Origin of the sequence: Candidatus Palauibacter scopulicola (assembly GCF_947581915.1) — a bacterium.
GTDB lineage: Bacteria > Gemmatimonadota > Gemmatimonadetes > Palauibacterales > Palauibacteraceae > Palauibacter > Palauibacter scopulicola.
Window position 1 is genome coordinate 94,530 of the sequence record NZ_CANPWG010000067.1, and the last position, 21,673, is coordinate 116,202.

Annotated in this window: 18 protein-coding genes; 9 read left to right on the top strand and 9 right to left on the bottom strand. The window is 69.0% G+C overall.

What is annotated here, in order from left to right:
- Window positions 1-103 precede the first annotated feature (103 nt).
- From RN743_RS14445 to RN743_RS14455, 3 genes are all read right to left on the bottom strand, one after another.
- On the bottom strand, window positions 104-1,078 hold the full coding sequence (locus RN743_RS14445; protein ID WP_310780859.1) for a DUF4231 domain-containing protein: 975 nt from the start codon (window positions 1,076-1,078) through the stop codon (window positions 104-106).
- 15 nt (window positions 1,079-1,093) lie between these two features.
- Window positions 1,094-2,377, bottom strand: coding sequence for an MFS transporter (locus RN743_RS14450; RefSeq protein ID WP_310780860.1), 1,284 nt, complete (start codon window positions 2,375-2,377; stop codon window positions 1,094-1,096).
- 62 nt (window positions 2,378-2,439) lie between these two features.
- Window positions 2,440-3,360, bottom strand: a complete 921-nt coding sequence (locus tag RN743_RS14455; RefSeq protein ID WP_310780861.1) for a cyanophycinase — start codon at window positions 3,358-3,360, stop codon at window positions 2,440-2,442.
- 180 nt (window positions 3,361-3,540) lie between these two features.
- Here RN743_RS14455 and RN743_RS14460 point away from each other — a divergent pair, with 180 nt between their 5' ends.
- From RN743_RS14460 to RN743_RS14470, 3 genes are read left to right on the top strand one after another with little or no spacing between them, the layout of a single operon-like run.
- The gene (locus RN743_RS14460) at window positions 3,541-4,035 is read left to right on the top strand and encodes a hypothetical protein (protein ID WP_310780862.1); all 495 of its coding nucleotides are present in this window, start codon (window positions 3,541-3,543) and stop codon (window positions 4,033-4,035) included.
- On the top strand, window positions 4,032-5,324 hold the full coding sequence (locus RN743_RS14465) for an aminotransferase class V-fold PLP-dependent enzyme (protein ID WP_310780864.1): 1,293 nt from the start codon (window positions 4,032-4,034) through the stop codon (window positions 5,322-5,324). Before RN743_RS14460 ends, RN743_RS14465 begins: the two co-directional genes overlap by 4 nt.
- Before the next feature lie 29 nt (window positions 5,325-5,353).
- Entirely contained in the window at window positions 5,354-5,806 is a 453-nt protein-coding gene (locus RN743_RS14470) for a hypothetical protein (protein ID WP_310780865.1), read from the top strand.
- Window positions 5,807-5,872: 66 nt separating this feature from the next.
- On the opposite strand, the gene RN743_RS14475 is transcribed toward RN743_RS14470, so the two are convergent.
- The gene (locus RN743_RS14475; protein WP_310780866.1) at window positions 5,873-6,271 is read right to left on the bottom strand and encodes a thermonuclease family protein; all 399 of its coding nucleotides are present in this window, start codon (window positions 6,269-6,271) and stop codon (window positions 5,873-5,875) included.
- 214 nt (window positions 6,272-6,485) lie between these two features.
- Window positions 6,486-7,286 (bottom strand): DUF6503 family protein, encoded by an 801-nt coding sequence (locus RN743_RS14480; RefSeq protein ID WP_310780867.1) that lies wholly within the window; start codon window positions 7,284-7,286, stop codon window positions 6,486-6,488.
- Window positions 7,287-7,378: 92 nt separating this feature from the next.
- Here RN743_RS14480 and RN743_RS14485 point away from each other — a divergent pair, with 92 nt between their 5' ends.
- The 6 genes from RN743_RS14485 (at window position 7,379) to RN743_RS14510 (ending at window position 16,955) form a co-directional block, all read left to right on the top strand.
- Window positions 7,379-7,975, top strand: a complete 597-nt coding sequence (locus RN743_RS14485) for an FKBP-type peptidyl-prolyl cis-trans isomerase (protein WP_310780869.1) — start codon at window positions 7,379-7,381, stop codon at window positions 7,973-7,975.
- Window positions 7,976-8,009: 34 nt separating this feature from the next.
- Window positions 8,010-8,867, top strand: a complete 858-nt coding sequence (locus RN743_RS14490; protein ID WP_310780870.1) for a fumarylacetoacetate hydrolase family protein — start codon at window positions 8,010-8,012, stop codon at window positions 8,865-8,867.
- Window positions 8,864-13,168, top strand: a complete 4,305-nt coding sequence (locus RN743_RS14495) for a M14 family zinc carboxypeptidase (RefSeq protein WP_310780871.1) — start codon at window positions 8,864-8,866, stop codon at window positions 13,166-13,168. The genes RN743_RS14490 and RN743_RS14495 overlap by 4 nt, the downstream gene beginning before the upstream one ends.
- Window positions 13,169-13,317: 149 nt before the next feature.
- A complete protein-coding gene (locus RN743_RS14500; protein WP_310780872.1) occupies window positions 13,318-13,731 on the top strand; it encodes a cytochrome c in 414 nt (137 codons plus the stop codon).
- Window positions 13,732-13,780: 49 nt separating this feature from the next.
- The gene (locus RN743_RS14505) at window positions 13,781-16,339 is read left to right on the top strand and encodes a cache domain-containing protein (RefSeq protein ID WP_310780873.1); all 2,559 of its coding nucleotides are present in this window, start codon (window positions 13,781-13,783) and stop codon (window positions 16,337-16,339) included.
- A gap of 61 nt (window positions 16,340-16,400) precedes the next feature.
- Window positions 16,401-16,955: a DinB family protein gene (locus RN743_RS14510; RefSeq protein ID WP_310780875.1), complete on the top strand. Its 555-nt coding sequence runs from the start codon at window positions 16,401-16,403 to the stop codon at window positions 16,953-16,955.
- A 3-nt stretch (window positions 16,956-16,958) separates the two neighbouring features.
- Here the strand turns inward: RN743_RS14510 and RN743_RS14515 are convergent, their stop codons facing one another.
- The 4 genes from RN743_RS14515 to RN743_RS14530 all read right to left on the bottom strand — a co-directional run bounded on the left by RN743_RS14515 (window position 16,959) and on the right by RN743_RS14530 (window position 21,669).
- Window positions 16,959-18,467, bottom strand: a complete 1,509-nt coding sequence (locus RN743_RS14515; RefSeq protein ID WP_310780877.1) for a hypothetical protein — start codon at window positions 18,465-18,467, stop codon at window positions 16,959-16,961.
- Between the two features lie 135 nt (window positions 18,468-18,602).
- Window positions 18,603-20,375, bottom strand: a complete 1,773-nt coding sequence (locus tag RN743_RS14520) for a carbon starvation protein A (RefSeq protein WP_310780878.1) — start codon at window positions 20,373-20,375, stop codon at window positions 18,603-18,605.
- Entirely contained in the window at window positions 20,372-21,391 is a 1,020-nt protein-coding gene (locus RN743_RS14525; protein ID WP_310780879.1) for a TRC40/GET3/ArsA family transport-energizing ATPase, read from the bottom strand. The genes RN743_RS14520 and RN743_RS14525 overlap by 4 nt, the downstream gene beginning before the upstream one ends.
- Complete coding sequence (locus RN743_RS14530) at window positions 21,385-21,669, bottom strand: cory-CC-star protein (protein WP_310780881.1); 285 nt, start codon at window positions 21,667-21,669, stop codon at window positions 21,385-21,387. The genes RN743_RS14525 and RN743_RS14530 overlap by 7 nt, the downstream gene beginning before the upstream one ends.
- Between the last annotated feature and the right edge of the window lie 4 nt (window positions 21,670-21,673).

Below are 21,673 nucleotides of genomic sequence, written 5' to 3' on the forward strand. Positions count from 1 at the left end.
CGAAGTTCGGAAGGGCCACTGACCATCCCGCAATCGGCAACCCGTCAGCCGCCTCTTGTATCAAGTCCATAACCTGACGCCCCTCCCGAGACGTTCGACCGTTCTACGCCAACTCGTCCGTTGACTTCAAATCGGCCTCCGGTTGTCTAGCTCTTCCTGCAGATCGAGCATGCCAAAGTGTATGTTCCCGTGAAATCGCATTTTCGATCTGACGGACTAGCCCCGCCAGCCCCTCCTCGCGGTCGATTTCGGCCTCCAGGGCTTCGAGATCTAGTAGTTCCTGTGCTGTGATCGAGTAAGTATACGCCAACTCACTGTAGCGGCGCATACGCGTCCACGCCACTGCAGATGCGGCGGCGGTTGTCAAAAACGGTATCAAGTTTAGGGTTATGGTTGGAGTGATTGCTATTGCCACGCCACAGCCAATAGCGGCAATCTGGAGGAATATGGCACCAATCAGCCAGCGCTTTTGCAGCGTCGCGTTGCGAGTCGCCTTTCGCGCATACCACACCCTTTGATTCTGCAGGCGCTGCTCTCGATACACCTGTCGTCTCTGCTCCCAAGGAGCCTGCCGCAGACGCATCATGGAGTCGCTTATCATCTGATCGCTGTCGGAGATGCTAGGTGTGAGGCGGTCTAAGACCGCAGGGTTCGAGTGACGTATTGTGCGAAGGCAGGCGATGAAGGCCTCGACTAGGCTCTGGTCGTTGGCGAAGGGAGGCGACTTCGTAACGAACTGCCAGCTGGCGGTTTTTACGGATTCGGCGATCACGCGGCACTGAAACCAGGCAAGTTCATCCTTACGGAGATAGGCGATCCACGTGAGCAGGACGCCTATCCCGAGTGCCAACGTGGACAAGACGTGCAACCAGCGACCGATTGTCGAGTCAACGACGGCGGACGTGGCGGCCGCGGCGCTACCAAGAACCAAGCACGTGATATGGTACTTTTGGAACGTGAAGAAGAGGCGCTGAGCTGCGCCTGCCGCGCTGTCAGCTTGAGTATACAGGGCGGGCAGATCGAGATCGGCGCGGGGCGACGCTGTGGAAGCGGGCGAGGGCGTGTCCTTACCGGACATGGGGTACTCCTTGGATCATGACTGGAGTTCGCGGACGCTGCTTGAGCGGGGGATCTGAATCTGCCTGCTGACGCGGCGGAAGGCGAGCGCGGCGAGCAGGCCGATGGCGCCGAAGCCGGCGACGACCGCGAACACGTGCTGGTGGCCGGGGAGGCCCGGCGAGTTGTCGAGCAGGACGCCCATGAGCGGTCCCATGAAGATGTCGGGGGTGAAGCCGAGCACGGAGACGAGGCCGGCCGCGCTCCCGGTGTAGGCGTGTGGCACGGCGCCCTCGGCCAGCAGGGCGAAGTAGACGCCGCGCAGCGCGTAGATGCCGACGCTGGCGGTCACGATGGTGGCGATGAGCATCCAGGCCGGGCCGGGCACCAGCACCCCGGAGGCGATGAGCAGGCAGCCGCCGATGAGGATCGCGAAACCCCACACGATGACGCGGGAAGCGTCGATCCGGTCTCCGAGGAAGCCGGCCGCGATGGCCGCGGCGGCGCGGATCCAGAAGGCGAGCGTGCCGATCCCGGAAGCCTGGACGTCGTTGAAGCCGAGCGCGTCCCGCGACAGGAGCGAGAAGTCGTCCGTGGCCTTGTACCCCGTGTAGGCGCAGATGATGATGACGGCCTGCAGCCACACGACCGGCATGCGGCACGCGGCTCGCACCCCCTCCAGCGACAGCTTCGGGCGGCCGTCGGTGTCGGCGCCCGGCCGGCTGTCGGGCACAACGAACCACACGAAGACGGCGCTGGCGAGGGTGATTCCGGTGAAGACGCGGATCACCCCGCGGAAGGCGGCGGCCCGCTCCTCGGGCGTGGCCGCCGACGCCTCGCCCGGCAGGAGCCAGGCGAAGACCGCCACGGACACCGTCGCCACGAGCGCCGCCAGGAGCCCCCGGCCCCCGTCGAGGAAGCCGTAGGCCCGGCCCTGGGCGGAGTGCCCGCCCCACTCCCGCGCGGCCCGGATCATCGCGGCCCAGAAGAGGAGGACGGTGGTCATCCCCCAGAAGGCCCACAGCAGGTTCATCGTCCGCGGCGGAGGAAAGTCGGCCAGCACGAGCCCGCCGAGTCCGGTGGTGAGCAGCGCGAGCGCCATGAGCCGCCGGGCCGAGAACCGGTCCGCGAGCGGGCCGCCGGCGAAGTACGCCGCCATCGCCACGATCCCGTACAGCGAGAAGGCGGTCCCCAGTTCGAGGTTGGTGATCCCGAACGCGTCGAGCAGCGTCGGGCGGAAGACGCGCGCGAGGACGAAGGGGAGCAGGAAGACGCCCTCCCCTGCCGCGATGAGGGCGACGAGGACGAGCCCTCGCCTCACCGGACCCCCGTGCGGTTGTGGGTCAGCGGTCGGGCTGGCCGCTCAGCGATCGGGCTGACGGCTTAGCGGTCGGGCTGGCGTCGGGGCCATGGCCGCCCCTCGACGCGGCCGAGCGGTTGAAGCCCGCGGGATGGACGGTACGCCTGCCGTGTCGCCAGGTCGTACTGGTCGCCCGGGGCGAGGAAGTAGAACAGGCCGCCGCTGTCGAGCGTGCTCTGGTTGTCGTAGATGACGACGTACGACTCTCCGATGACCTCGAAGCGGTCGCCCTGCACGACGATCGCGGTGTTCTCGTCGATCCCGATGCCGAGGAGTTCGGGCCTCGCTTCGATGATCTCCAGCAGGTCGAAGTGCCGGTTCCTGTAGAGGAGGTGCTGGTCGATCGCCGTGTTTCGGAGGAATCCCAGCCCTTCCTCGTGACTCCCCATCATGATCGTGTTCGTCGCCGTGTCGCCGCGCGCCAGGTACGACCCCTGGATCGTCGCGCCGGCGGACGAACCGCCGATCACGCCGCCGCGCTCGAGGAGGGCCCACAACTCGTCCTCCGTGCGCGTCCCCGCGTAGGAATCGACCAGGCGCCACTGGCGCCCGCCGGTGAACCAGACGCCGGTCGCCTCCCGGATCGCGGCCACGAAGGCTTCGCTGTTCGCCTCGTCCCGGTCGTTCGTGTGGCGGACCGTCAGGTGCTCGACGCCGGCTGCCTGGAAGGGCCTGACGCCCCCGAACGACGGCCCGTAGGACTCCGCGCCGCCCGCCGTGGGGATGACGACGATGCGCGCGTCCGTCCCGCCGGCGAGTTGCACGAAGCGGTTCGCGATCTCGGGGCTCCGCATGGCGCCGCCCACGATCACGAGCGACCCGTTCGGCGGGCCGACTTCCTGGGCCTCGACCTCGGCCGGCGCCATCGACGCGACCGCGAAGGCCGCCACCGCCACGGTCAGGAGTGCCCGGACCCCGCTCCACGCTCGCCGCTCTGTTCGCATCGCTCGACCCTCTCGATTCGGTTGCGCTCCCGGCCTTCCGGCGGACGATCTCACGGTACGGGGATCGCGGAGACCGGGCGACCCCGGCAGTCCGCGTGGGCCGGGCCGGCGCTTGTCGCTCGCCGCGGGCCGCGTCACGTTGCGGGGCCAACGATCCCCGGCGACCCGGAGACGCAGACCATGCTCAGACCGTCCCTTCTCCTCGGCTCCTCCCTTGGTCTCGCGGGGCTGGCCGGTGGACTCATCGACCCCGCGGCGCCAGAGGCCGGCGGGGCGCTGTCGCCGCGGGCCGACGCCCTCGTGGGAGCCTGGGCCGCCAACGAATACGTCCTCGCGAGCGGTGCCCGGCATCCCGTGCGCGGGCGCATCATGTTCACGGACGGAGAGTGGCAGGTCCTCTTCTTCGTCATGGATGGCGACGAGCCCAGGCGCGGCTCCGGCGAGGGCGGACGCTACGCCTTCGACGGAGAGACGCTCACCTTCGAGCACCTCCATCACTTCTCGTATGGACGCACGATGGCGGGACTGCCGGCGAGCCCGCTTGCGATGACCGCGCGGGACGGGGAGGGACCGCTCGAGCCGACCGGGGTCGAGATCGACGGCGACGCGTTGACGCTGCTCTTCCCGAGCGGGAACTCGATGTCCTTCACGCGCAGTTCCACCTGCTGTCCATGACCGGGGCGGACTCCGGAGACGATTGCCACGGGCTCCTGGACCGGAGGGAGTGGCTCCGCCTCGGGGCGACCGGCGCCGCCGCCCTCGGGCTTCCCGCCTGCGCCGCCTGGGAGGGGGACGCGCCGTCGGCGGAACTCCCGCCGCTCCAGACCCCGCCCGGGACGGACGACGCGGACTGGGACGACGTCCGCGCGCACTTCCTCGTCGAACCCGGCACGGCCTACCTGAACAACGCGAGCATCGGCATGCCGCCGCGGCAGGTCGTGGATGCGGTCGCCGCGGGCTATCGGGCCATGGCCGAGCTTCCCGTCCGCGGCCGGTCGGACCTGAGCGCCCGGATCGCGGAACACGTCGTGCCCGGACTCGCCGACCTGTTCTCCGTGCGGTCGGACGAACTCACGCTCACGCGAAACGCGTCGGAGGCGCTCCACCTCCAGAGCATCGGGGTCGCGCTGAACCCCGGCGATGAAGTCCTGATCACGACCCAGGAGCATCCGGCGGGTCGCCGTCCGTGGGAGTTCCGGCAGGTACGCGAGGGGATTCGGGTGAACGAGGTCTTCATCCCCAGCCCCCTGCCGCCGGAGGAGGAGATCCTCTCGCGGTTCGAGGACGCGATCACGCCCCGGACGCGGGCGGTCTCCTTCTGTCACGTCACCCGCGGGGGGCACCTCTATCCCGTGGAGGCGGTCTGCGGGCTCGCGCGCGAGCGGGGGCTCGTGAGCCTGGTGGACGGCGCGCAGGCGGTGGGCCAGTTCCCCATCGACCTGACCTCCCTGGGCTGCGACGCGTACAGCGTGAGCCTGCACAAGTGGATGCTGGCACCGGCGGGGACCGGCTTCCTCTTCGTGCGACGCGATGCGCGCGACCGCATCCGGACGGCGTTCGCGCCCGATGCGACCCCTGAGCAGCCGCAGTTCGGCCCGCCGGGCACCGCGGCATTCCCCGTGCGCGCCGCGATCGGGACGGCGGTCGATTTCGTCGCGGCGGTCGGGCTCGAGGCCGTGGAGGCGCGCTGCCGCCATCTGTCGGATCACCTCAAGTCGCGCCTCGCGGAGGTGGACGGCGTCACGCTCCTCAGCGGCGACCGCGCACGGAGCGCGCCGGGTTCGACGATCTTCGAGAAGGAGGGTCTCGACGCGGTGGCCGCGGTGGGCGCCTTCGAGGCGAGCATCTCCTCCCACATCGACGAGCACCAGCGCGATGGCCACAACGCGATCCGTGTGTCGACCCACATCTACAACACGACGGGGCAGGTCGACCGTTTCGTCGAGGCCCTGGCCCTGCACTAGCCCGCACGTCGGGCTGATCGGAGGCACGAATGACCGGTTCCGCACGAACGCCCCGAACCCTCTCTCTCGCCGCGCTCGGCGCCATCCTCCTCATCGGGGTCGCCGCCGCGGGGTCGAATTCCGCGCCCGCGCAGGAGAGCGCGATCTACGAGATCCGCAACTATCACTTCGACCCGGCGCGGTTCGAGGAGTACGCGGAGGTCGCGCAGGGCGACTACATCCGCTACCTGCGCGAACACCTGGACATCGTCGGTTTCTGGATCGAATCGGGGATCCCCGCCGAGGTCCGGGGCGCGGAGCAGGACGAACTCGGTCCCGCGAACGTCACGTGGGTCATCCGCTGGGCGTCGAAGGAGGAACGGGACGAGAAGCTCCCCGCCGTCCTCGGTACGCCCGAATGGCGTGAGATCTTCGCCGAAGTTCCCGGTGGCGGCGCGAGCTACCTGAGAATCGAGTCGCGCTTCATGTCGTCGCTCGACTGACGGACCGACCCGCTCGAGACCCTGACAGTTCGACGCGCCCGACGCGCCGTCCGGTCCCTCGCCGTGTTAGCAGCGGCCCTGCCTGAAGTCGACCGGGCGGCAGGTGAACCCCCATTCGCCCCACAGACCTCGCCCCTCGGCCTCGGCGGCGGCTTCCGCGGCCTCGATGCGGTCCGCGTACCGGCGGTTGGGGGGGATGACGAACGCGAGCGCGTACCCGCTCGCGACCATGTGTTCGTTCAGCATGTCCCCGCCCGGAAGGAAGAGATAGGCGAGATCCCGGTCGAAGGTGTCCACGCGAACCGCGTCGTACTCGACCCTGAGCGCCGTGCTCACCGGGGCCACGCGCAGCAACTCGTCGCGGGCGCGGGCGCCCCACGGTTCCTGCGCCATTTCCGGGGCGTCGATGGAGAGAATCCGGATCTCCCGGCCATCGGCGCAGCGGACGGAATCGCCGTCGATCACGAAGGAGAGAACGCAGTCCCCGCTTGGCATGGCAGGCGGGGGCGGCGGCGGGGGCGGAGTCGACTCCGAGCACCCCGCGACGGCGAGGGCGATGAGGAGGACCGCGGCCGCGCGGCCGGAGCGGCGGACCTCCCCGCGGGGGCGCGCGATCCCGCCCCGGGTTACGGGCCGAACCGGGGTTGCGGGGCGGACCGGGGTTACGGGCCGGACCGGGTCACGGGCCGACCCGGATCGTCCCCACCTCATCGGTGCCCAGGTGACGGCCGTCGGCGTTCATGTACCAGCCCCGCAGTCGCGGCAGGCGCAGCCCGCCGTCCTCGGTCAGGCCCTCGAAGGTGATGTACTCGCCGTCGTTCGCGCTCTCGTCGTGGTAGAAGCGGCAACCCACGAGCTGCGCGGTCGCGGGGTCGAAGTAGAAGTACCATGTGTCGCCGCCGGTATCGGGGTCGTAGGTGACCCGGACGGCGTGGACCTCCCGGTCCATGAAGGCGGTCTCGACGATCTCGGGGTCGAGGTGGGCGCCGGGGTCGGGGATCTTCATCGGAAGACCCGCCAGGAACCCGTAGTAGCTGCGCCAGAACATCCCGTCCTCGCGATGGAGGCGCATGCGCTCGCGGTCCGCGTCGGGGAGGTCCGCCTGCGCGACCCCGTCCACGGTGGCGGACCAGCCGTCGGCCGCCGTCTCGTACTCGATCGAGGAGCCGCGATAGCGGCCGGAGAGGGCGAAGTCGCGCTCGTCCGGGCCGAACTCCAGGTCGACGGCGACGCGTTCCCCGCCCTCTCCGTCGGTCCCGGCCCACGACATAGAAATGGAGCGGGTGCCCCAGACACCGCCCGGATCGTGGAAGGCCACGGACCGCGCCACGAGTTCCTGCGCGGGGGTGAGGTCAGCTTCCGCGGCCGAGCCGGAGGCGTCCTCGTCCGCCGGGGGACGAGGGCCGCAGGCGGCGGCGAGCAGGACGAGCCCGGCCATGGACGCAGTGCGGGAAGCGGGTCGGAACGCCGGTCGAAACATCCTTGGAGTCTTCATGCCTGATACTAGCAACGCGCGCTGAAACGCCGCTACATTCGGGCGATTCGCCACTATCCACTCTCGGAGGCAATTCCATGCAGCGTGATATGACATTGAACGGGTTTCGGGCCGTGGCGGCCCTGCTCCTGGCGCCGCTCGCCATTGCGTGCGCGGGCGACGCGGGGGAGGCGGCGGAGAGCGGCGCGGAGGGCGAGGCAGCGGAAGCGGCCGAGACGGCCGGCTCGCCCGAGGGGGCCGGCACGCCCGAGGGTGTGATCACGGATCTCCGGGAGATGACGTTCGCCGATGAACTCGCGGTCGACCTCGATGCGATGGAGGAGACCGAGAGCGGCCTCTTCATCCAGGTGCTGCAGGGGGGGAGCGGACCGCCGGCCGGCTACGGCGACGAGATGGGCGTCCACTATACCGTCTGGCTTCCCAACGGGAGCAAGGTGGACTCGAGCCACGATCACGACCCGCCCGAACCGCTCGAAATGGTCCTCGGTTCGACCGCCCTGATCGACGGCTGGGTGGAGGGGGTCACCGGCATGCGGATGGGCGAGCGCCGCAAGCTCGTGCTGCCGTACCATCTCGCGTATGGGACGGAGGGACGGCCGCCGGCGATTCCCGCCTATTCGCCGCTCGTGTTCGAGGTCGAACTCGCGGAGCACATTCCCACCGGGGAAGGTTGATCGTGGTCCGGACCGGGGCGGCCGGGACGGGGCGGTGACCGCGTACGTCCGTTACCTCGCGCCGGGTGCCACGGAGCACGGGGACGCCGCGGCCTCCGGAAACGGCGGCGGCCGCTGGGGGGTCGTGGAGGATGAGGTCCTCGCGGACGGAACCATCGAGGACGGCATGGTGGAGGAACTGGCGGCGCCTCCCTTCCGCGGGGAGGTTCGCACCGGGAGCCGGATGCGGCTCGATGAGCTTCACCTCCTCGCGCCGGCGACCCCGTCGAAGGTCATCGCGGTGGGTCTGAACTACCGGAGCCACCTCGACAACAGCCCGATTGGGACGCGCCCGGAGCCCACGGTGCCTCCCCTGTTCGCCAAGCTGCCGAGTTCGATCGTCGGGCCGGACGCCGCGATCGAGATTCCCCCGGACGCGGAAGTCGTCCACGCGGAGGGAGAAGTCGTCGTCGTGATCGGTCGCGCGGCGCGTCACGTCAGCCCGGAGGAGGCTGGCGATCGCGTTTTCGGCGTGACGGCCGGCAACGACGTGAGCGAGCGGGTCTGGCAGCGCGACGACCTGCAGTGGCTCAGGGCCAAGGGCAGCGATTCGTTCGGGCCGCTCGGTCCGCGCATCGTGACCGGCGCGGCGTGGGAGGACCTGCGCCTGCGCACACGTCTCAACGGCGAGGTCGTGCAGGACGCGCGCACCTCGGATCTCATCTTCTCCATCCCCGAGATCATCGCCTACGCGAGCCGCTACTTCACGCTCCTTCCGGGCGACGTTATCTACACGGGAACTCCCGGGAAGACCTCGGCGATCTCCGCCGGCGACCGGGTGGAGGTGGAGGTGGAGGGGGTCGGCGTTCTGGCGAACGACGTGAAGGTCGAAGCACCGAAGGATCGGACATGATGAAGGCACCGAGAGCCGTGAGGCTCGGGCTGGCGTTCGCGGCGGCGTTCGCGGCGCCTCCGGCTTCCCGCGGGCTCGACGCCCAGCAGGCGCCGGATCTCGCCACGCTGTTCGATTTGGGGACGCTCGTGCTCGATACGAACGGCGACAGCGTGCCCGATCTCGTGAACGCCGCGCTCGTGCTCGGGGAGGGTCCGTCATCGAGCGTCCTCGCGGCGGCGGCCGAGGTCGCCGCGCGGCTGGGTTTCGAGACGATGGCGATGGACCTGCCGCTGTCCCGGAACCCGGAGGGCGGCCAGATCGGGATCGTGGTGGGGCGGAGCGGACTGGAGGGCGCCGGCCTGCGTGCGCCCGGCATTGACCCCGCCTCGCTCGACTCGGGAGAAGGCGCCGTGGCGGTGCGCGAGGAGGGCGGACGCACCTGGGTGCTCGTGGTCGGCGGGGACGACGAGGGGCTGCGGGCGGCGGCCCGCCTGTTCGCGGGCGTCCTGCCGCACACGCGAACGCTGTCGACCGCGAAGCTGGACCGCGTCCGGGACGACCTCGCCGAGACGCTGGAGGCGGGGGGCGTGGCGGGCGCCGCCGTGCGCCTGACCCAGGCGAGGGTCAGAGCGGGCCAGGCCGGCGTGGGACGCGTGATCGCCGAGATCGACGTCGATGACGCGGACCTGGCCATTGCCGCGGAACTCCTCCGGGGCCTCGCCGCGGGCGACGTGGCCCCCGACCCCGGCGAGCCGGAAGCGGCGGAGGCCGAGGCAGAGGAAGAGACGGAGGGCGAGTCGGCCGACGCGGAGACGCCCCCGGCACGTCTGGCCTACCCGGGGCTCGAATCGGTGGAGGCGCGGCTGGCGGGCGGCCCCACGATCCGGATCGCCGGCCGCGCGGCGCCGGATGCCCCGGGGCCGATCCCGGGCCGGCCGGGCAGCGGCGGCAAGAACGACATGGATCTCTCCAACCTCTACACCTCCGACGGGCTGCTCGGCGGCGGGGTGCTCCCGAACCGCGTGGACGCGATGCTGGCGCCCGGCGAGGGAGGCGTTGACGGCCTGCCCGACCTGGCGGGGAGGCTCGGACTCGAATCGACCGGGCTCACGGTGCCGCTCGTCGTCCCGGCCGCGTCGATCGAAGGGGCCGCCGCCCGGCCCACGCTGGTCCTGGCCGGGGTGGACAACGCCCTGACCCGGCAGCTCGCCGACAGCGCGAAGATCGATACGGGGTCGCTCGCCCCCGGCGAGGGGCTCATCGAGGTGGTGCCGGCGGCCTTCGGGTCCAAACCGGCCCTCGTCGTCTCCGGCGCGGACGCGGCCGGGGCCGAGCGCGCGCTCGATCAGCTGGCCCGGACGTTTCCGCACCTCGCGGAGCGCGGCGACGACCGGCCCACCGTCGATGACGTCGAGCGCGGCCTGTGGGACGCCCTGTCCGGCCACTCGCCCGTGGGCCAGGCGGCGATCGGCCTCTACAAGCTCGGCCGCATCGCCGACAAGCTCGCGGACCGGCAGATCGCCCGCGCGGACGTGCTGCTCTCCGTCGAGAAGGCAGACGCCGGCCTCGAGGCGTACGTGCAGGCCCGGGCGGCGGAAGCGCTCGGGCTCGCCGAGCCCGCCGCCGTCGAGGTCACGGTCGACGATCGCGATGTTCAGCGGGCGACCACCATCTTCGCCGACACGCTCGCGCTGCCGTCGGAAGTCGACCGCTTCCGGGAACTGTTCCGCGCCCAGGTCCTCCCGGCGGCCGGATCCGCCGGCTCGGGCGGCCCCATTCGGGTGGAGGCCCGCCTCAGCGAGCCGCCGGAGATCCGCCGCGAGCTGGAGCGGGAGGCGCGGGACGCGCTCATCGAAGCGGGGGCTCCGGTAGACGCGGTCGAGGTCCGCGTCCTCTCCGCCTTCAAGCAGGGGTATTCCTGGCTCGAAGAAGTGATTCTGCCGCAACTCGCGGGCCGGGACCCCGGCGACATCGGCGAGATCGTCATCCGCTTCCGCCGCAACGACCCACCGCCGGAGTGGCCGCAGCAGGCGATCCACACCCCCGTCCGCTGGCTGCACGAGATCTTCCCCATCGATGAGGTGTTCGCCCGCGAACTCGGCGTCGAGCTGGAGCGGATCCGCTTCGAGCAGACGACCGAGGGACCGACCTACGAGGTGACGGTCACGGATGCGGGCGGCGACGAGCTACTGTCGGACGAGTTCGAGCCCCACCGGGTGCTGCGTCCCTATTTCGACCGCTTCCGGGACTACGAGCACGTCCGCGTGACGACCGGGTGGATCCGCGCCGCGGCGGGAGGCCGCACGCTCGTCGACGAGCGCATCGTCACGGACCCCGAGGCCTTCTGGGACCACTACCAGAGCGTTGTTCTCCCGGCCATCTACGACTACGTGATGGACCGGCACGACGGCATCCCCGAGGGCGGCAACGCGGACGCGCCCTACTTCGGCGAACTCACCGTCGAGCTCGAGATGAGCGAGCCCAACTACCGGCTCGAGATCGACAACGAGATTCACGCGCCGATGGACGCCCTCCACGAGGAGATCTACTTCGGCACGATCGAGTTTTTCGATCTCATCGGCCGAAACTCCCGCGGGCAGGGGCTGACCTTCCCCGGCCGCATCCTCCCCGTCATGCGGCCGCGCGGCGACGGGCGGCCGGCGGAACTCCGGGTGAGCTTCACGGGGTTCGCCACCTCCCGGCCCGCGGTGGTCGTCGCCTTCGAGGATGCGGCGGGCGCGGCGGACACGATGCGGCTCGACATCCCGAAGACCGGCCTCGAGCGCCCGTCCGCCAGGCTGGCCATCGTGCGCGCCGGCGAGCCGGGGATCGCGCACCTCGGGCTTCGCGTCCGCGTCGACACGGACGCCGACATGCGCGACAGCCTCCTGAACTACGCATCGCCGCGGCAGGTCGACCGGAGCATGGTCTCCGCCGAGCAGGTAGAAGCCACGGTGCGCGAGATCGAGGCGCTGCGCGCGGGCGGCCTCTACGCCCCCTCGCTGGCCTGGGCCGGGCTCGGTTCGCTCGAGGTCTGGGCCGAATGGACGCACGAGCAGGACCCGGAGTCCCGCCGCACCGCCCGGCTCGCGGCGAACGGGACGCCGCCGGCGCTCCCTGACTGGCGCTCTCTCCTGCCCGAAGGCTGGAGCTACGCGGGCGAGCGCCTCGTCCAGTGGGAAACGCCCATGCCCCCCCCGGAGGGTCACGGGATCCTGGCCATGATGGCCGAGGCCTTCGAGGAAGTGACGATGTACAAGGTCGGCGAGTCCTACCTGGGCCGGGACATCTGGGCGGCGGATCTCATGCCCCCGATCGCGGCGTCGCACTGGTCGCGCGTGAAGGCGACGACCTTCAAGCCCACGCTCATGCACTCCGCGCGGCAGCACGCGAACGAGGTTTCCTCGACGAGCCACGTCCTGCGGCACGCGGAACTCCTCCTCACGGATCCCGGGGAGCGGGCCAAGCTCGACGATGTGAACGTCATCATCCATCCGTTCACGAACCCCGACGGCGCCCAGCTCGCGTACGACCTGTACCGGATCACGCCGGACTTCATCCTGCACGCAGGCTACCTGGCGTCGCTGGGCGTCGACGTGATGACGGGGTCGCGCGACGATCATCCCATCTACCCCGAGGCACCCGTCAGAAACCGGCTGTGGGGCCGCTGGCTGCCGGACATCTTCCTGAACCCGCACGGATACCCCTCCCACCAGGTCGTGCAGTTGTTCAGCGAATACTCGGGTCTCGTGCGGCGGGGGCGCGTGACCGAGCGCAACTGGGGCCTGAACAAGGGCTGGTTCATGCCGGGATTCGGCTACGTCGACAGTCCCGAATACCCCCGGCACCGCGACGCGGCGTTCGAGATCCGCGACTACATCACGCGCGGGATCAATTCGAACCGCGACGTGTTCACGATGAACCAGCGCACCTATGCGCGCTACCGCCGCTACGGAGCCGCCTACGATCCGGATGTGTTCCGGCTCCCGATGACCGACAGCGTGCTCATCGAGATGCCGCTGCGGGGATCGAGCGGCGAGTCCCGGTTCGGGTTCGACCCGCGCATCACGATCTGGTCCGGAACGACGGAAGCCCCGGACGAGACGGCGTACGGCCCGTGGATGGAGCTGGTCGCCAAGGCGGGGCTCTCGTGGAACGAGGCGCTGCTCGACTACCTGTACGAGGGAGAGCACGAAGTGAAGCGCTCCGGCTCGTCTTTCTTCGGCGGCGTGGCGCTGCGCATGAACCGTCCGCGGCCGCCCGAGGAGGACGAGGAATCGGAAGCGGACACCGTCACGACGAACGGCGGGGGCTCGTAACGCATACTTGCTCGGGCCCGGCTTGGGAAATCAGGTTGGGGCGTTCTCGCACCGTTCAACGCAGGGGAATCCCGATGCACATATCGAAGAAAAGCTCGAACCTTTTTCCGACCGCCGCCCCGTGGAGCGCTATCCGCGGGTCGGTCTGGATGGCGGCGGTCGCGCTCATCCTCGGCGCCTCGAGCCTCGCGGGCCAGGAGGAGGGCGGCGACCCGGCGGAGACGGAGGAGGGCGCGGCGGCCGCGAACACGACCCAGGGCGTGTTCAGCGAGGAACAGGCCACGCGCGGCGAAGACGTCTTCTGGAACATCTGCGCGGAATGTCACTTCGAGGAGGACTTCGGGGGTCCGTTCATCCAGTCCTGGGCCGGCGCCTCGGTGAAGGACCTCGTGGACGAGATCGTGGCCACGATGCCGGAGGACAACCCGGGCGGGATGCCGATGGAACAGTACGTCGACGTCGTCGCCTACATGTTCAAGATCAACGGCATGCCGACCGGCGACGACGAACTCACCGAGGAGAACGTGGAGGCGGTGGAGATCGCGGTGGAGATCGACCCCTGATGCCGTGACGGATTCTCCTTCAGCGGAACCGAGCGCGGGGATGACCGCCATGCGACACCGAACGTCTTCCGTGGTGCTCCTGGCTTTGCTGGGTCTGGCCGTGGCCGGGCTCCGGGCGCGTCCCGCCAGCGCACAGGTACCGAAGGTCACCGCCGGACAGGTGACGGACCGGGAGACCCTGCGGGGATTCGTGACCTGGGCCGCATCCGTCGCGGCCTCCATCACGGACATCAACCAGGGATCGCAACTGATCCAGGCGGTCCGGACGGAGGGCAGCGACTACAACTCCGGCAACATGTACCTGATCTTCATGACCCTCGACGGTCAGGTGTTCATTCACGGGGAAGACCCCAACCTGGACGGCACGAATGTCTTCGGGGTCGTGGACGAAAACGGGAACCCGGTCGTTCAGCAACTGCTCGCCGCCGGGGCGGCCGGGGGCGGGTTCGTCGAGTGGTGCTGGGACGACCCGAACGACCCGAACGACCCCCGCTGCAAGGACAGCTACGCGCTCCAGCACTTCTCTCCGGTGGCCGGAGTGGACCTGGTCGTGGTCGGGGGATACTACCAGGATCTGTCCGGCGCGGGGCAGCCGCTGCCGCCGGTCCCGCTCCCCGAGATTTCCGCCGCCGACGTCGTGGACCGGGAGACCCTCCGGCAGTTCGTGGACGGGACGGTCGTCTGGCTGAGGGAGCTCGTGGGTCAGGTCGGCTTCGAGCGCGCGAACGAATGGAAGGCCCTTCTGCGGGAAGAGGGGGGACACTTCAAGTCCGGTCCCATCTATCTCTTCATCTTCACTCCCCAGGGGTTCGTCATCTTCCACGGCGCCGACGCGTGGCGGGAAGGGCGGCAGGTGCTGGACAACACCGACTTCCAGGGGCGGATGTTCGTGAGGGACGTCATTGCCGTCGCCCAAGGGGGCGGGGGCTTCGTCGAGTACTTCTGGGACGACCCGACGGTCCAGGGGGACGAGGACACCGGAACCCCCAAGGTGAGTTACGCCGTCTCGCTGGAGAGCGACCTGCCCGTCTTCCAGGGCGTCGAGTTCATCGTAGGAGCCGGGTTCTACCGGAACTTCTCCACCGCGGAAGCGGAGGCGGCCGCGGAGGACTGGCTCGAACGGTTCGGCCGCTCGGTGGCGAGCCAGGCCATGGAGATGATCGGCAACCGCGTGGCGCACTCTCACCGGAGTCCCGACCAGGTGACGGTCGGCGGTCGCACGATCGACCTCGCCGCGCTGAATGCCGGGAGCGGGCTGCTCGGTGGCCTCAACGCCCTGGCCCCCGCGGCCTCCCCCACGAGCCGGATGGCGCCGACCGGGTTCCTCCCCGCGTCCGTCGGGGGGCTGCTGGGCGAGACGTCTTTCCAACTCTCCAGTCAGGATGCGGGGGACGGAGGCGGCTACTCGCTGTGGGGCGCCGGAGAGATGATGCGGTTCTCGAGCGGCGACGGTGCGAGATTCCACGACGGCGAAGTCGTCACGGCCGCCCTCGGGGCCGACTACGCGTTCGGATCGATGCTCGCGGGGCTCGCGGTGTCCCACAGCCTGGGGTCGGGCGGATTCGAACTGGGACGCGCCGGGGAGGACGACGTCGGCGACGTGTCGACATCGCTGACCAGCGCGTTTCCCTACGCGCGGCTCGCGCTCAGCAACCGCCTCTCCGTCTGGGGCGTGGCCGGGTACGGCTTCGGCCAGCTCGACATCTCGGGCGGCGGCGAGCAGGACCCGACGAGCGACATCGGGATGCGCATGGCCGGCCTCGGAGCGCACGGCGAGCTTGTGGGAGCCGACGATCCGGACGGCTTCGAACTCGCGCTGCGGGCGGACGGCTTCGTGGCGCAGATGACCTCCGACGAGGTCGAGAGCCGGAGCGAACTCATGGCCGACGTGAGTCGCGTGCGGGCCATGCTCGAAGCCCACAAGGGATACTCGCTGAGCGGCGGAGAGCTGGTCCAGCCACAGCTTCGCGTCGGCATGCGCCACGATGGCGGTGATGTGGAGACCGGGCTGGGCATGGAGCTGGGCGCCGCCCTGGCCTTCCTCGACCCCGATCGGGGCCTCACAATCTCCGTGCACGGCCGCACGCTCGTGACGCACGAGCAGAGCGACTACGAGGAGTGGGGACTCGGCGGGTCGATCACGCTCAACCCGCAGGGCGGCGGGCGAGGGCTGTCGCTCCGCGCGAGCCCTTCCTGGGGGTCGACGGCGAGCGGTCTGGCGCGGCTGTGGGCGCAGGGGGCGACCGGGTTGACGCCGAACGGGTACGGCTACGGCTTCGGCAGCCGCCGGCTGGATGCGGAAGTCGGATACGGCGTCGACGCGCTGTCGGGCCGGGGCACCTTCACGCCGTACGCGAGACTGGTGCTGTCGGAGCATCCGGGCGCGGGGCCGTCCGGCGCGGGCCAGGGCGGCGCGGGGCCGTTCCAGGGTCCGGTCGCGCTGATGCCGCTCCACGCATCGGGGCAGAGCCTGTACGGCTACCACATGGGCGGGCGTCTCAACGTCGGCTCGGGCCTCTGGCTGAACGTCGAGGCGGGCCGGAACGCCTACGGCGCCGCGTCGGGCCCGGCGAACAGCGTGACGCTCAACCTCGCCATGAACTGGTAGGAGACGTGGTTGGGGCCGGTCGCCCATACCCAGGTGGCCCACCCCGCCGGCCGCCAGCGTCGTGAAGCCACCTACGGATTCCTACACCGCACCGGACTCCCTCGCCGGAGTCCGCGCCGGCATCCGCCGCTGCCTCGAACGCGCCGCGGACGTCGCGCAACTGGACATCGCCGCGCCCGAAGTCTCGGCGTGGAGCGTGCAAGACCACCTCGAGCACCTGCTCTTCTCCGACCGGAGCGTGCTCGACTGGATCCTGAACGCGCTGGCCCGGCCGAACCCGGTGACGAGGGAAGAGTCACCGCATGAGTTCGGAGTGGCGCTTCTGGCCCGCGGATCGATCCCGCGCGGCCGCGGCCCCGCCCCCGACTTCACCTTGCCGGACGGCATGGCACCCGGTGAATTGCAGACCGGGTTTCAGGCGCTGCGCGAACTGGCGGACGGCCTGAAGCCGCGTCTGGCGGCGCTCGACACGTGCCTGCACACGCTCCCCCACCATGTGCTCGGCCACTTCACGCCCGCCGAGTGGCTACGCTTCCTCCACCTCCACCACCGCCATCACGAAGCGATCATCCGCGACATCCTGGAAACCAGCAGGTCAGTGGCACCAACAGCCTGATTGCTACAGGAACAGCCGCATACGCTGGTCCAGATCGGTACGTGTGAGGATCCCCGTGGCATTCAACACTTCCAGGTTGAACGATTCCCTGGAACTACGCGCTCGCCACTCCTCGGCGACCCACACGAGGTCCTCGGCCGCTATCAGGGCCACATCGGTGTCACTCCCACACTCCGACTTCAGTCGGAACGCATTGGCCATCGCCTCATCCGCCACCGCGGGGACGATGATCAAGAAACACGAGACACGTTGTTCGGCGTCGCGGATGTACCGTTTGAACTGCCTAAGGTGGCTTGGAGGAAAGGTGTAGACGGTCTCCTTGCTCTTGTTGTCCCAGAGCAGCAACTCCTTCGTCCTGCCGAATACGACACAGCCGTCCGCGTGATCGCTTCCCTCCATGTGCTGGAGCTCGAGGCCGAGCTTCTCGCTGAACAGAAAGCGGGTGCCCTCCTCAAAAGCTCCTTCGATCTCCCGGTCCTTCGTGATGATTCCGTTTGACAGCAGGTTTGCTCGGTCGCGGGCCGCCAACTCCACCAAGTACTGATAGTAGCGCTCACCGGGCGGCGTCTCCTCCGCCACATCCCTTATCACCAGGTGCGCGAAGTGACGAATGATCCGCTTGATCTTCGTGGACTTACTGCCGCTGACTTTCAAGCCAGGAACTGACGCGCACAGGTTGTAAAGGTCTTCGTTCGAGAGAGCTTCCAACGCCGCGCTCGGTTTGACGCCGGCCAGGACGACTCTCTCGATGCGTGCTTCCTTCGTGCCGCGCTCGGGCAATCCCACGGATCGGAGAATCGTCGCCAAGTGGGCTACCGTAAGCTTGGAGAGTAGCTTTTCCCAAGCGTGGGGGCTTAGCTCGATTCCGAGGACGCGCCGAACCGACGGTACGATCTCCTCCGGTATCACATACAAGCCTCCGTTGGCGCGGTTGCAGTAGAAGACGATCCCGCAGCGTTGGAGACTGAGAAGGGCCTCCCGGCATTCCACCGCCGTGTGGAGGACGTTCCCTTGGCGCGGGAAATGCTCCAGCTGGGCTTGGATGATCCGCATAGTCAGCGGAGAGAGGCCCAAGCTCTCGCGAAGCACTCTCAGGAGCTCCAGTTCCTGCGTGGTGACGACCGCGTCCCCAATTGCAACGCGCATCACGTCCCGAAACACTTCGACAGAGCGAGCGTCTTCATATCGCAAGGCTTGAGGCGATGCCGCAGCGTCAAGCACTTCCTGCTGAAGCTGAGTCACGCGTTCCACGACATCCAGCTCCGAGGCGCTGCAGTCCGGTGAACCGATCAGGGCTTCCAGGACACATGTCTGGCGGATCTGGTCTTGGAGACGACCGTCAAACTGGAGAACTGCCTCGATTCTTTGCGGATCGGTCAGTTCGTCGGTATTCCGCAGGATGATCTCCCGCGCCCGCTCCTCATCCGGTTTCGGAAAATCCTTCGTAAAACTGTCGACCACGCGTTGCAGCATGGCCTTGGTCATCAGCTCTATTGCTTCGGCAACCCTCATCGCACTCCGCTCCACCCATTCAGTTGTTCAAAGCACCGATAGCCCGCGCTCCCACAAGTCGAGCGGGGCGAAGAAATGCTCAGAGTGAATCGTCGCATCCAAGATTCCAAGCGCCGTGTCGCCAGCCCTGGCGACTTACGCCTGGGCTCTTCCCGCCCTCACGCGGCGGATGGCGGCGGCGCCCTCGAGGAGGAGCCAGATCTCGAGGATGAAGATCGCGGCGCCGATCACGAGCAGAAGCCATTCGTTCGTTCCGAAGAAGCCGCCGAGGTTGATGATCATGGCCCAGGTCGTCATGAAGAGCAGGAAGCCCATCGGGATCATCGTCACCCAGACGGGGCGTCCCTTGCTCATCAGGTAGAGCGACACGATCAGGAGCGTGAGGCCCGCCAGGAGCTGGTTCGTCGTCCCGAACAGCCGCCAGATCACCATGCCGCCGGCGCCCCGGTCCACCGAGAGGGCGAGGAGCGCGCAGCTGGCGACGGCGATTCCGGTCGCGACCCAGCGATTCTGGATCGCCTTCACCTTGTACTCGACGCCGAGCTCGCTGATGATGTAGCGCTGCAGCCGGATCGCGGTGTCCAGCGTCGTCGCGGCGAAGCTGATCACGACGACCGAGGCGAAGATGACGGCGATGCTTTCCGGGATCCCCAGCCCCCCCGCGAGCACGCCCACCCCGTTGACGAAGGCCGTCGTGGCGCCCGCGGTGGCGGCCTCGAAGCTCCCGTAGTGCTGTTGCCAGAGCGCCAGTCCCTGCGTCGCGCCCACGTCCCGGCTGAGGTAGATGGCGAAGCCCGCCGTACATGCGATGATCGATGTGACGGCGAGCGAGCCCTCGCCGATGGCGCCGCCGTAGCCCACGTAGCGGGCGTCCGCCTCGTTCGCGAGCTGTTTCGATGACGTACCGGATGCCACGAGGCCGTGGAAGCCGCTGATCGCGCCGCACGCGATGGTGATGAAGAGGAGCGGCAGCCAGCCCGGCGTGTCGGCCGGCAGGTCCGTGTTCACCGTGGGCGCCACGACTTCCGGGTTCACCACGATCACGCCGAGGCTGATGATGCCGAGCGCGACGAAGAGCTGGTGCCCGTTCACGTAGTCGCGCGGCTGCAGGAGCAGCCACACCGGCAGCACCGATGCGATGAAGGTGTAGGCGAAGAGGATCGCGATCCACCCCACCCGCCGCCCGTCCGCCGCCGCCGCCTCCCCTGCCGCGGCCGCGTCCCCTCCCGCCGCGGCCATTTGCGCCTCGGTCGGGCTGAACCCGATGAGGTCGGGCAGCGTAAACGGCATGTCCTGCCCGAACCAGATGAGCACGTACAGCGTGGCCAGCGCCCCCAGCGACGGGATGAGGATCCCCGTCCCCGTCCGGTAGATGAGGAAGCCGACGATGAGCGCCACGACGAGGGAACCCCACACCGGGACCACGGCGCCGGGGTTGGCCATGAACAGGTTCGCGATGATGACGGCGAACACGGCGTTCACCATCAGGAGCAGGAAGAAGATGATGAGGAGGAAGAGGACGCGGGCGCGCTGGCCGAGGATCGACTCGGTGAGCGTCCCGATGGAGCGGCCCTTGTGGCGGTTCGAGATCCACAGGGCGCTGAAGTCGTGCACCGCGCCGGCGAAGACCGTCCCGAGCACGACCCACAGGAAGGCCGGCAGCCAGCCCCAGATGACGGCGATCGCCGGTCCCACGATCGGCGCCGCCCCCGCCACCGAGGTGAAGTGGTGTCCGAACAGCACGTGCTTGTTCGTCGGGACGTAGTCGACGCCGTCCCGGAACTCGTTCGCCGGCGTCACGAAATCCGGGTCGAGCTTGAAGACCTTGCCCGCGATGAAGCGCGAGTAGATGAGGACTCCCGTGAGGAAGGCCGACAGACCAATCACCAGCAGGACGATCGCGCTCATCGGACAACCTCCTCCGTAGTATCGAGTACGGCGGTATCGAGTACGGGAATCCGCCCAAGCGCGTCCACGCCCACGGGATCGGAGTCCTGAAGGTCGACGCGGAGGACGGGCCAATCTCCGAGAGACTGCGAGATCCTCGCAAGATAGACGGCCTGGCGTTCGCGCCTCGCGACGAGGAAGGGGTCCTCGCCCGCGCCGTCATGGCGCTCCGGGAGTACCATGTTCACCACGATGGCTCCCACCGGGACGTCGTGCTTCGAGAGGGCCTCGACCGCCTTCTCCGTCTCCCAGATCGGCAGGCGTTCGGGGATCACGACGAACACGAACGCGGTCCGGCGGGGGTCGGTGAGAACCCGGCGGGCCTCCTGAAAGCGGTCCCGGCGTTCCTCGAGCGCCCGCAGGAGAGGGTCGTTGTCGAGATCGTCCGCCTCCGGTCCCGCCACGTTCTTCCACATCCGCGAGAGGGCGCCCACCTTCCGCCGGCGCTTGATGAGCCCGCCGATCCAGGTCGTCATCAGCTCCGGCAGGGAGAGCAGCCGCAGCGTCTGGCCGGTGGGCGCCGTGTCGAAGACGATCCGGTCGTAGGCGTCCCCTTCATCTTCGAGGATCTGCGTGAAGCGGTCGAAGAGGGCCGACTCCACGGCTCCGGGCGAGACGCGCGCGATGTCGATCTGCCGGTAGACCTCGCCCAGGAGCCGCGGGGGCGCGGCCGACTCCACGCGCGACTTGACGGCCTCGATGTAGCGGTCCGCTTCCCGCTCCGGATCGACCTCCATGGCCCAGCACCCCTCGGCAACCTGCCGGGGCCGGTCCCCCAGCTTCGCCTGGAGCACGTCTCCCGTGGAGTGCGCCGGATCCGTGGACACGAGGAGGGTCCGGCGCCCGCTCCCGGCCATGTCGAGCGCCGCAACGGCGGCCATGGTCGTCTTTCCCACGCCGCCCTTGCCGCCGAAGAAGAGGACCGGCCGGTCCGGGAACGGCAGCGGGGCCCGCCGCGAATCCGTGTCCCTCAGCAACAGCGGAACCCGCCTTCGGGCCCGCGCTCCATCCCGACCCGGACGTGCCACTCGTGAAACTCCTCGATGAGCGACGGATACAGCTCGAGCATGTAGAACTGGACCGGGTTGGGCACGCCGAGAAGGTCGGAGAAGCCCATCAGCATGAACGCGTCGTGCTGCCGCAGGTACTCGCGATGGATCGTCGCGCGGTAAGGGGCGATGTAAAGCCCCTCGTAGATTTCGCGTATCTCCCTGAGTCGCCGCCGCCACCGCGGCACCGTCGTCGTCACAGCCATGCCG

What these genes read in the sequence shown, in the direction of transcription:
- RN743_RS14445 (WP_310780859.1), bottom strand. Translation starts at nt 1,078, where the DNA reads ATGTCCGGTAAGGACACGCCCTCGCCCGCTTCCACAGCGTCGCCCCGC.
- RN743_RS14455 (WP_310780861.1), bottom strand. Translation starts at nt 3,360, where the DNA reads ATGCGAACAGAGCGGCGAGCGTGGAGCGGGGTCCGGGCACTCCTGACC.
- RN743_RS14460 (WP_310780862.1), top strand. Translation starts at nt 3,541, where the DNA reads ATGCTCAGACCGTCCCTTCTCCTCGGCTCCTCCCTTGGTCTCGCGGGG.
- RN743_RS14465 (WP_310780864.1), top strand. Translation starts at nt 4,032, where the DNA reads ATGACCGGGGCGGACTCCGGAGACGATTGCCACGGGCTCCTGGACCGG.
- RN743_RS14470 (WP_310780865.1), top strand. Translation starts at nt 5,354, where the DNA reads ATGACCGGTTCCGCACGAACGCCCCGAACCCTCTCTCTCGCCGCGCTC.
- RN743_RS14480 (WP_310780867.1), bottom strand. Translation starts at nt 7,286, where the DNA reads ATGTTTCGACCGGCGTTCCGACCCGCTTCCCGCACTGCGTCCATGGCC.
- RN743_RS14485 (WP_310780869.1), top strand. Translation starts at nt 7,379, where the DNA reads ATGCAGCGTGATATGACATTGAACGGGTTTCGGGCCGTGGCGGCCCTG.
- RN743_RS14495 (WP_310780871.1), top strand. Translation starts at nt 8,864, where the DNA reads ATGATGAAGGCACCGAGAGCCGTGAGGCTCGGGCTGGCGTTCGCGGCG.
- RN743_RS14500 (WP_310780872.1), top strand. Translation starts at nt 13,318, where the DNA reads ATGGCGGCGGTCGCGCTCATCCTCGGCGCCTCGAGCCTCGCGGGCCAG.
- RN743_RS14505 (WP_310780873.1), top strand. Translation starts at nt 13,781, where the DNA reads ATGCGACACCGAACGTCTTCCGTGGTGCTCCTGGCTTTGCTGGGTCTG.
- RN743_RS14515 (WP_310780877.1), bottom strand. Translation starts at nt 18,467, where the DNA reads ATGAGGGTTGCCGAAGCAATAGAGCTGATGACCAAGGCCATGCTGCAA.
- RN743_RS14520 (WP_310780878.1), bottom strand. Translation starts at nt 20,375, where the DNA reads ATGAGCGCGATCGTCCTGCTGGTGATTGGTCTGTCGGCCTTCCTCACG.
- RN743_RS14530 (WP_310780881.1), bottom strand. Translation starts at nt 21,669, where the DNA reads ATGGCTGTGACGACGACGGTGCCGCGGTGGCGGCGGCGACTCAGGGAG.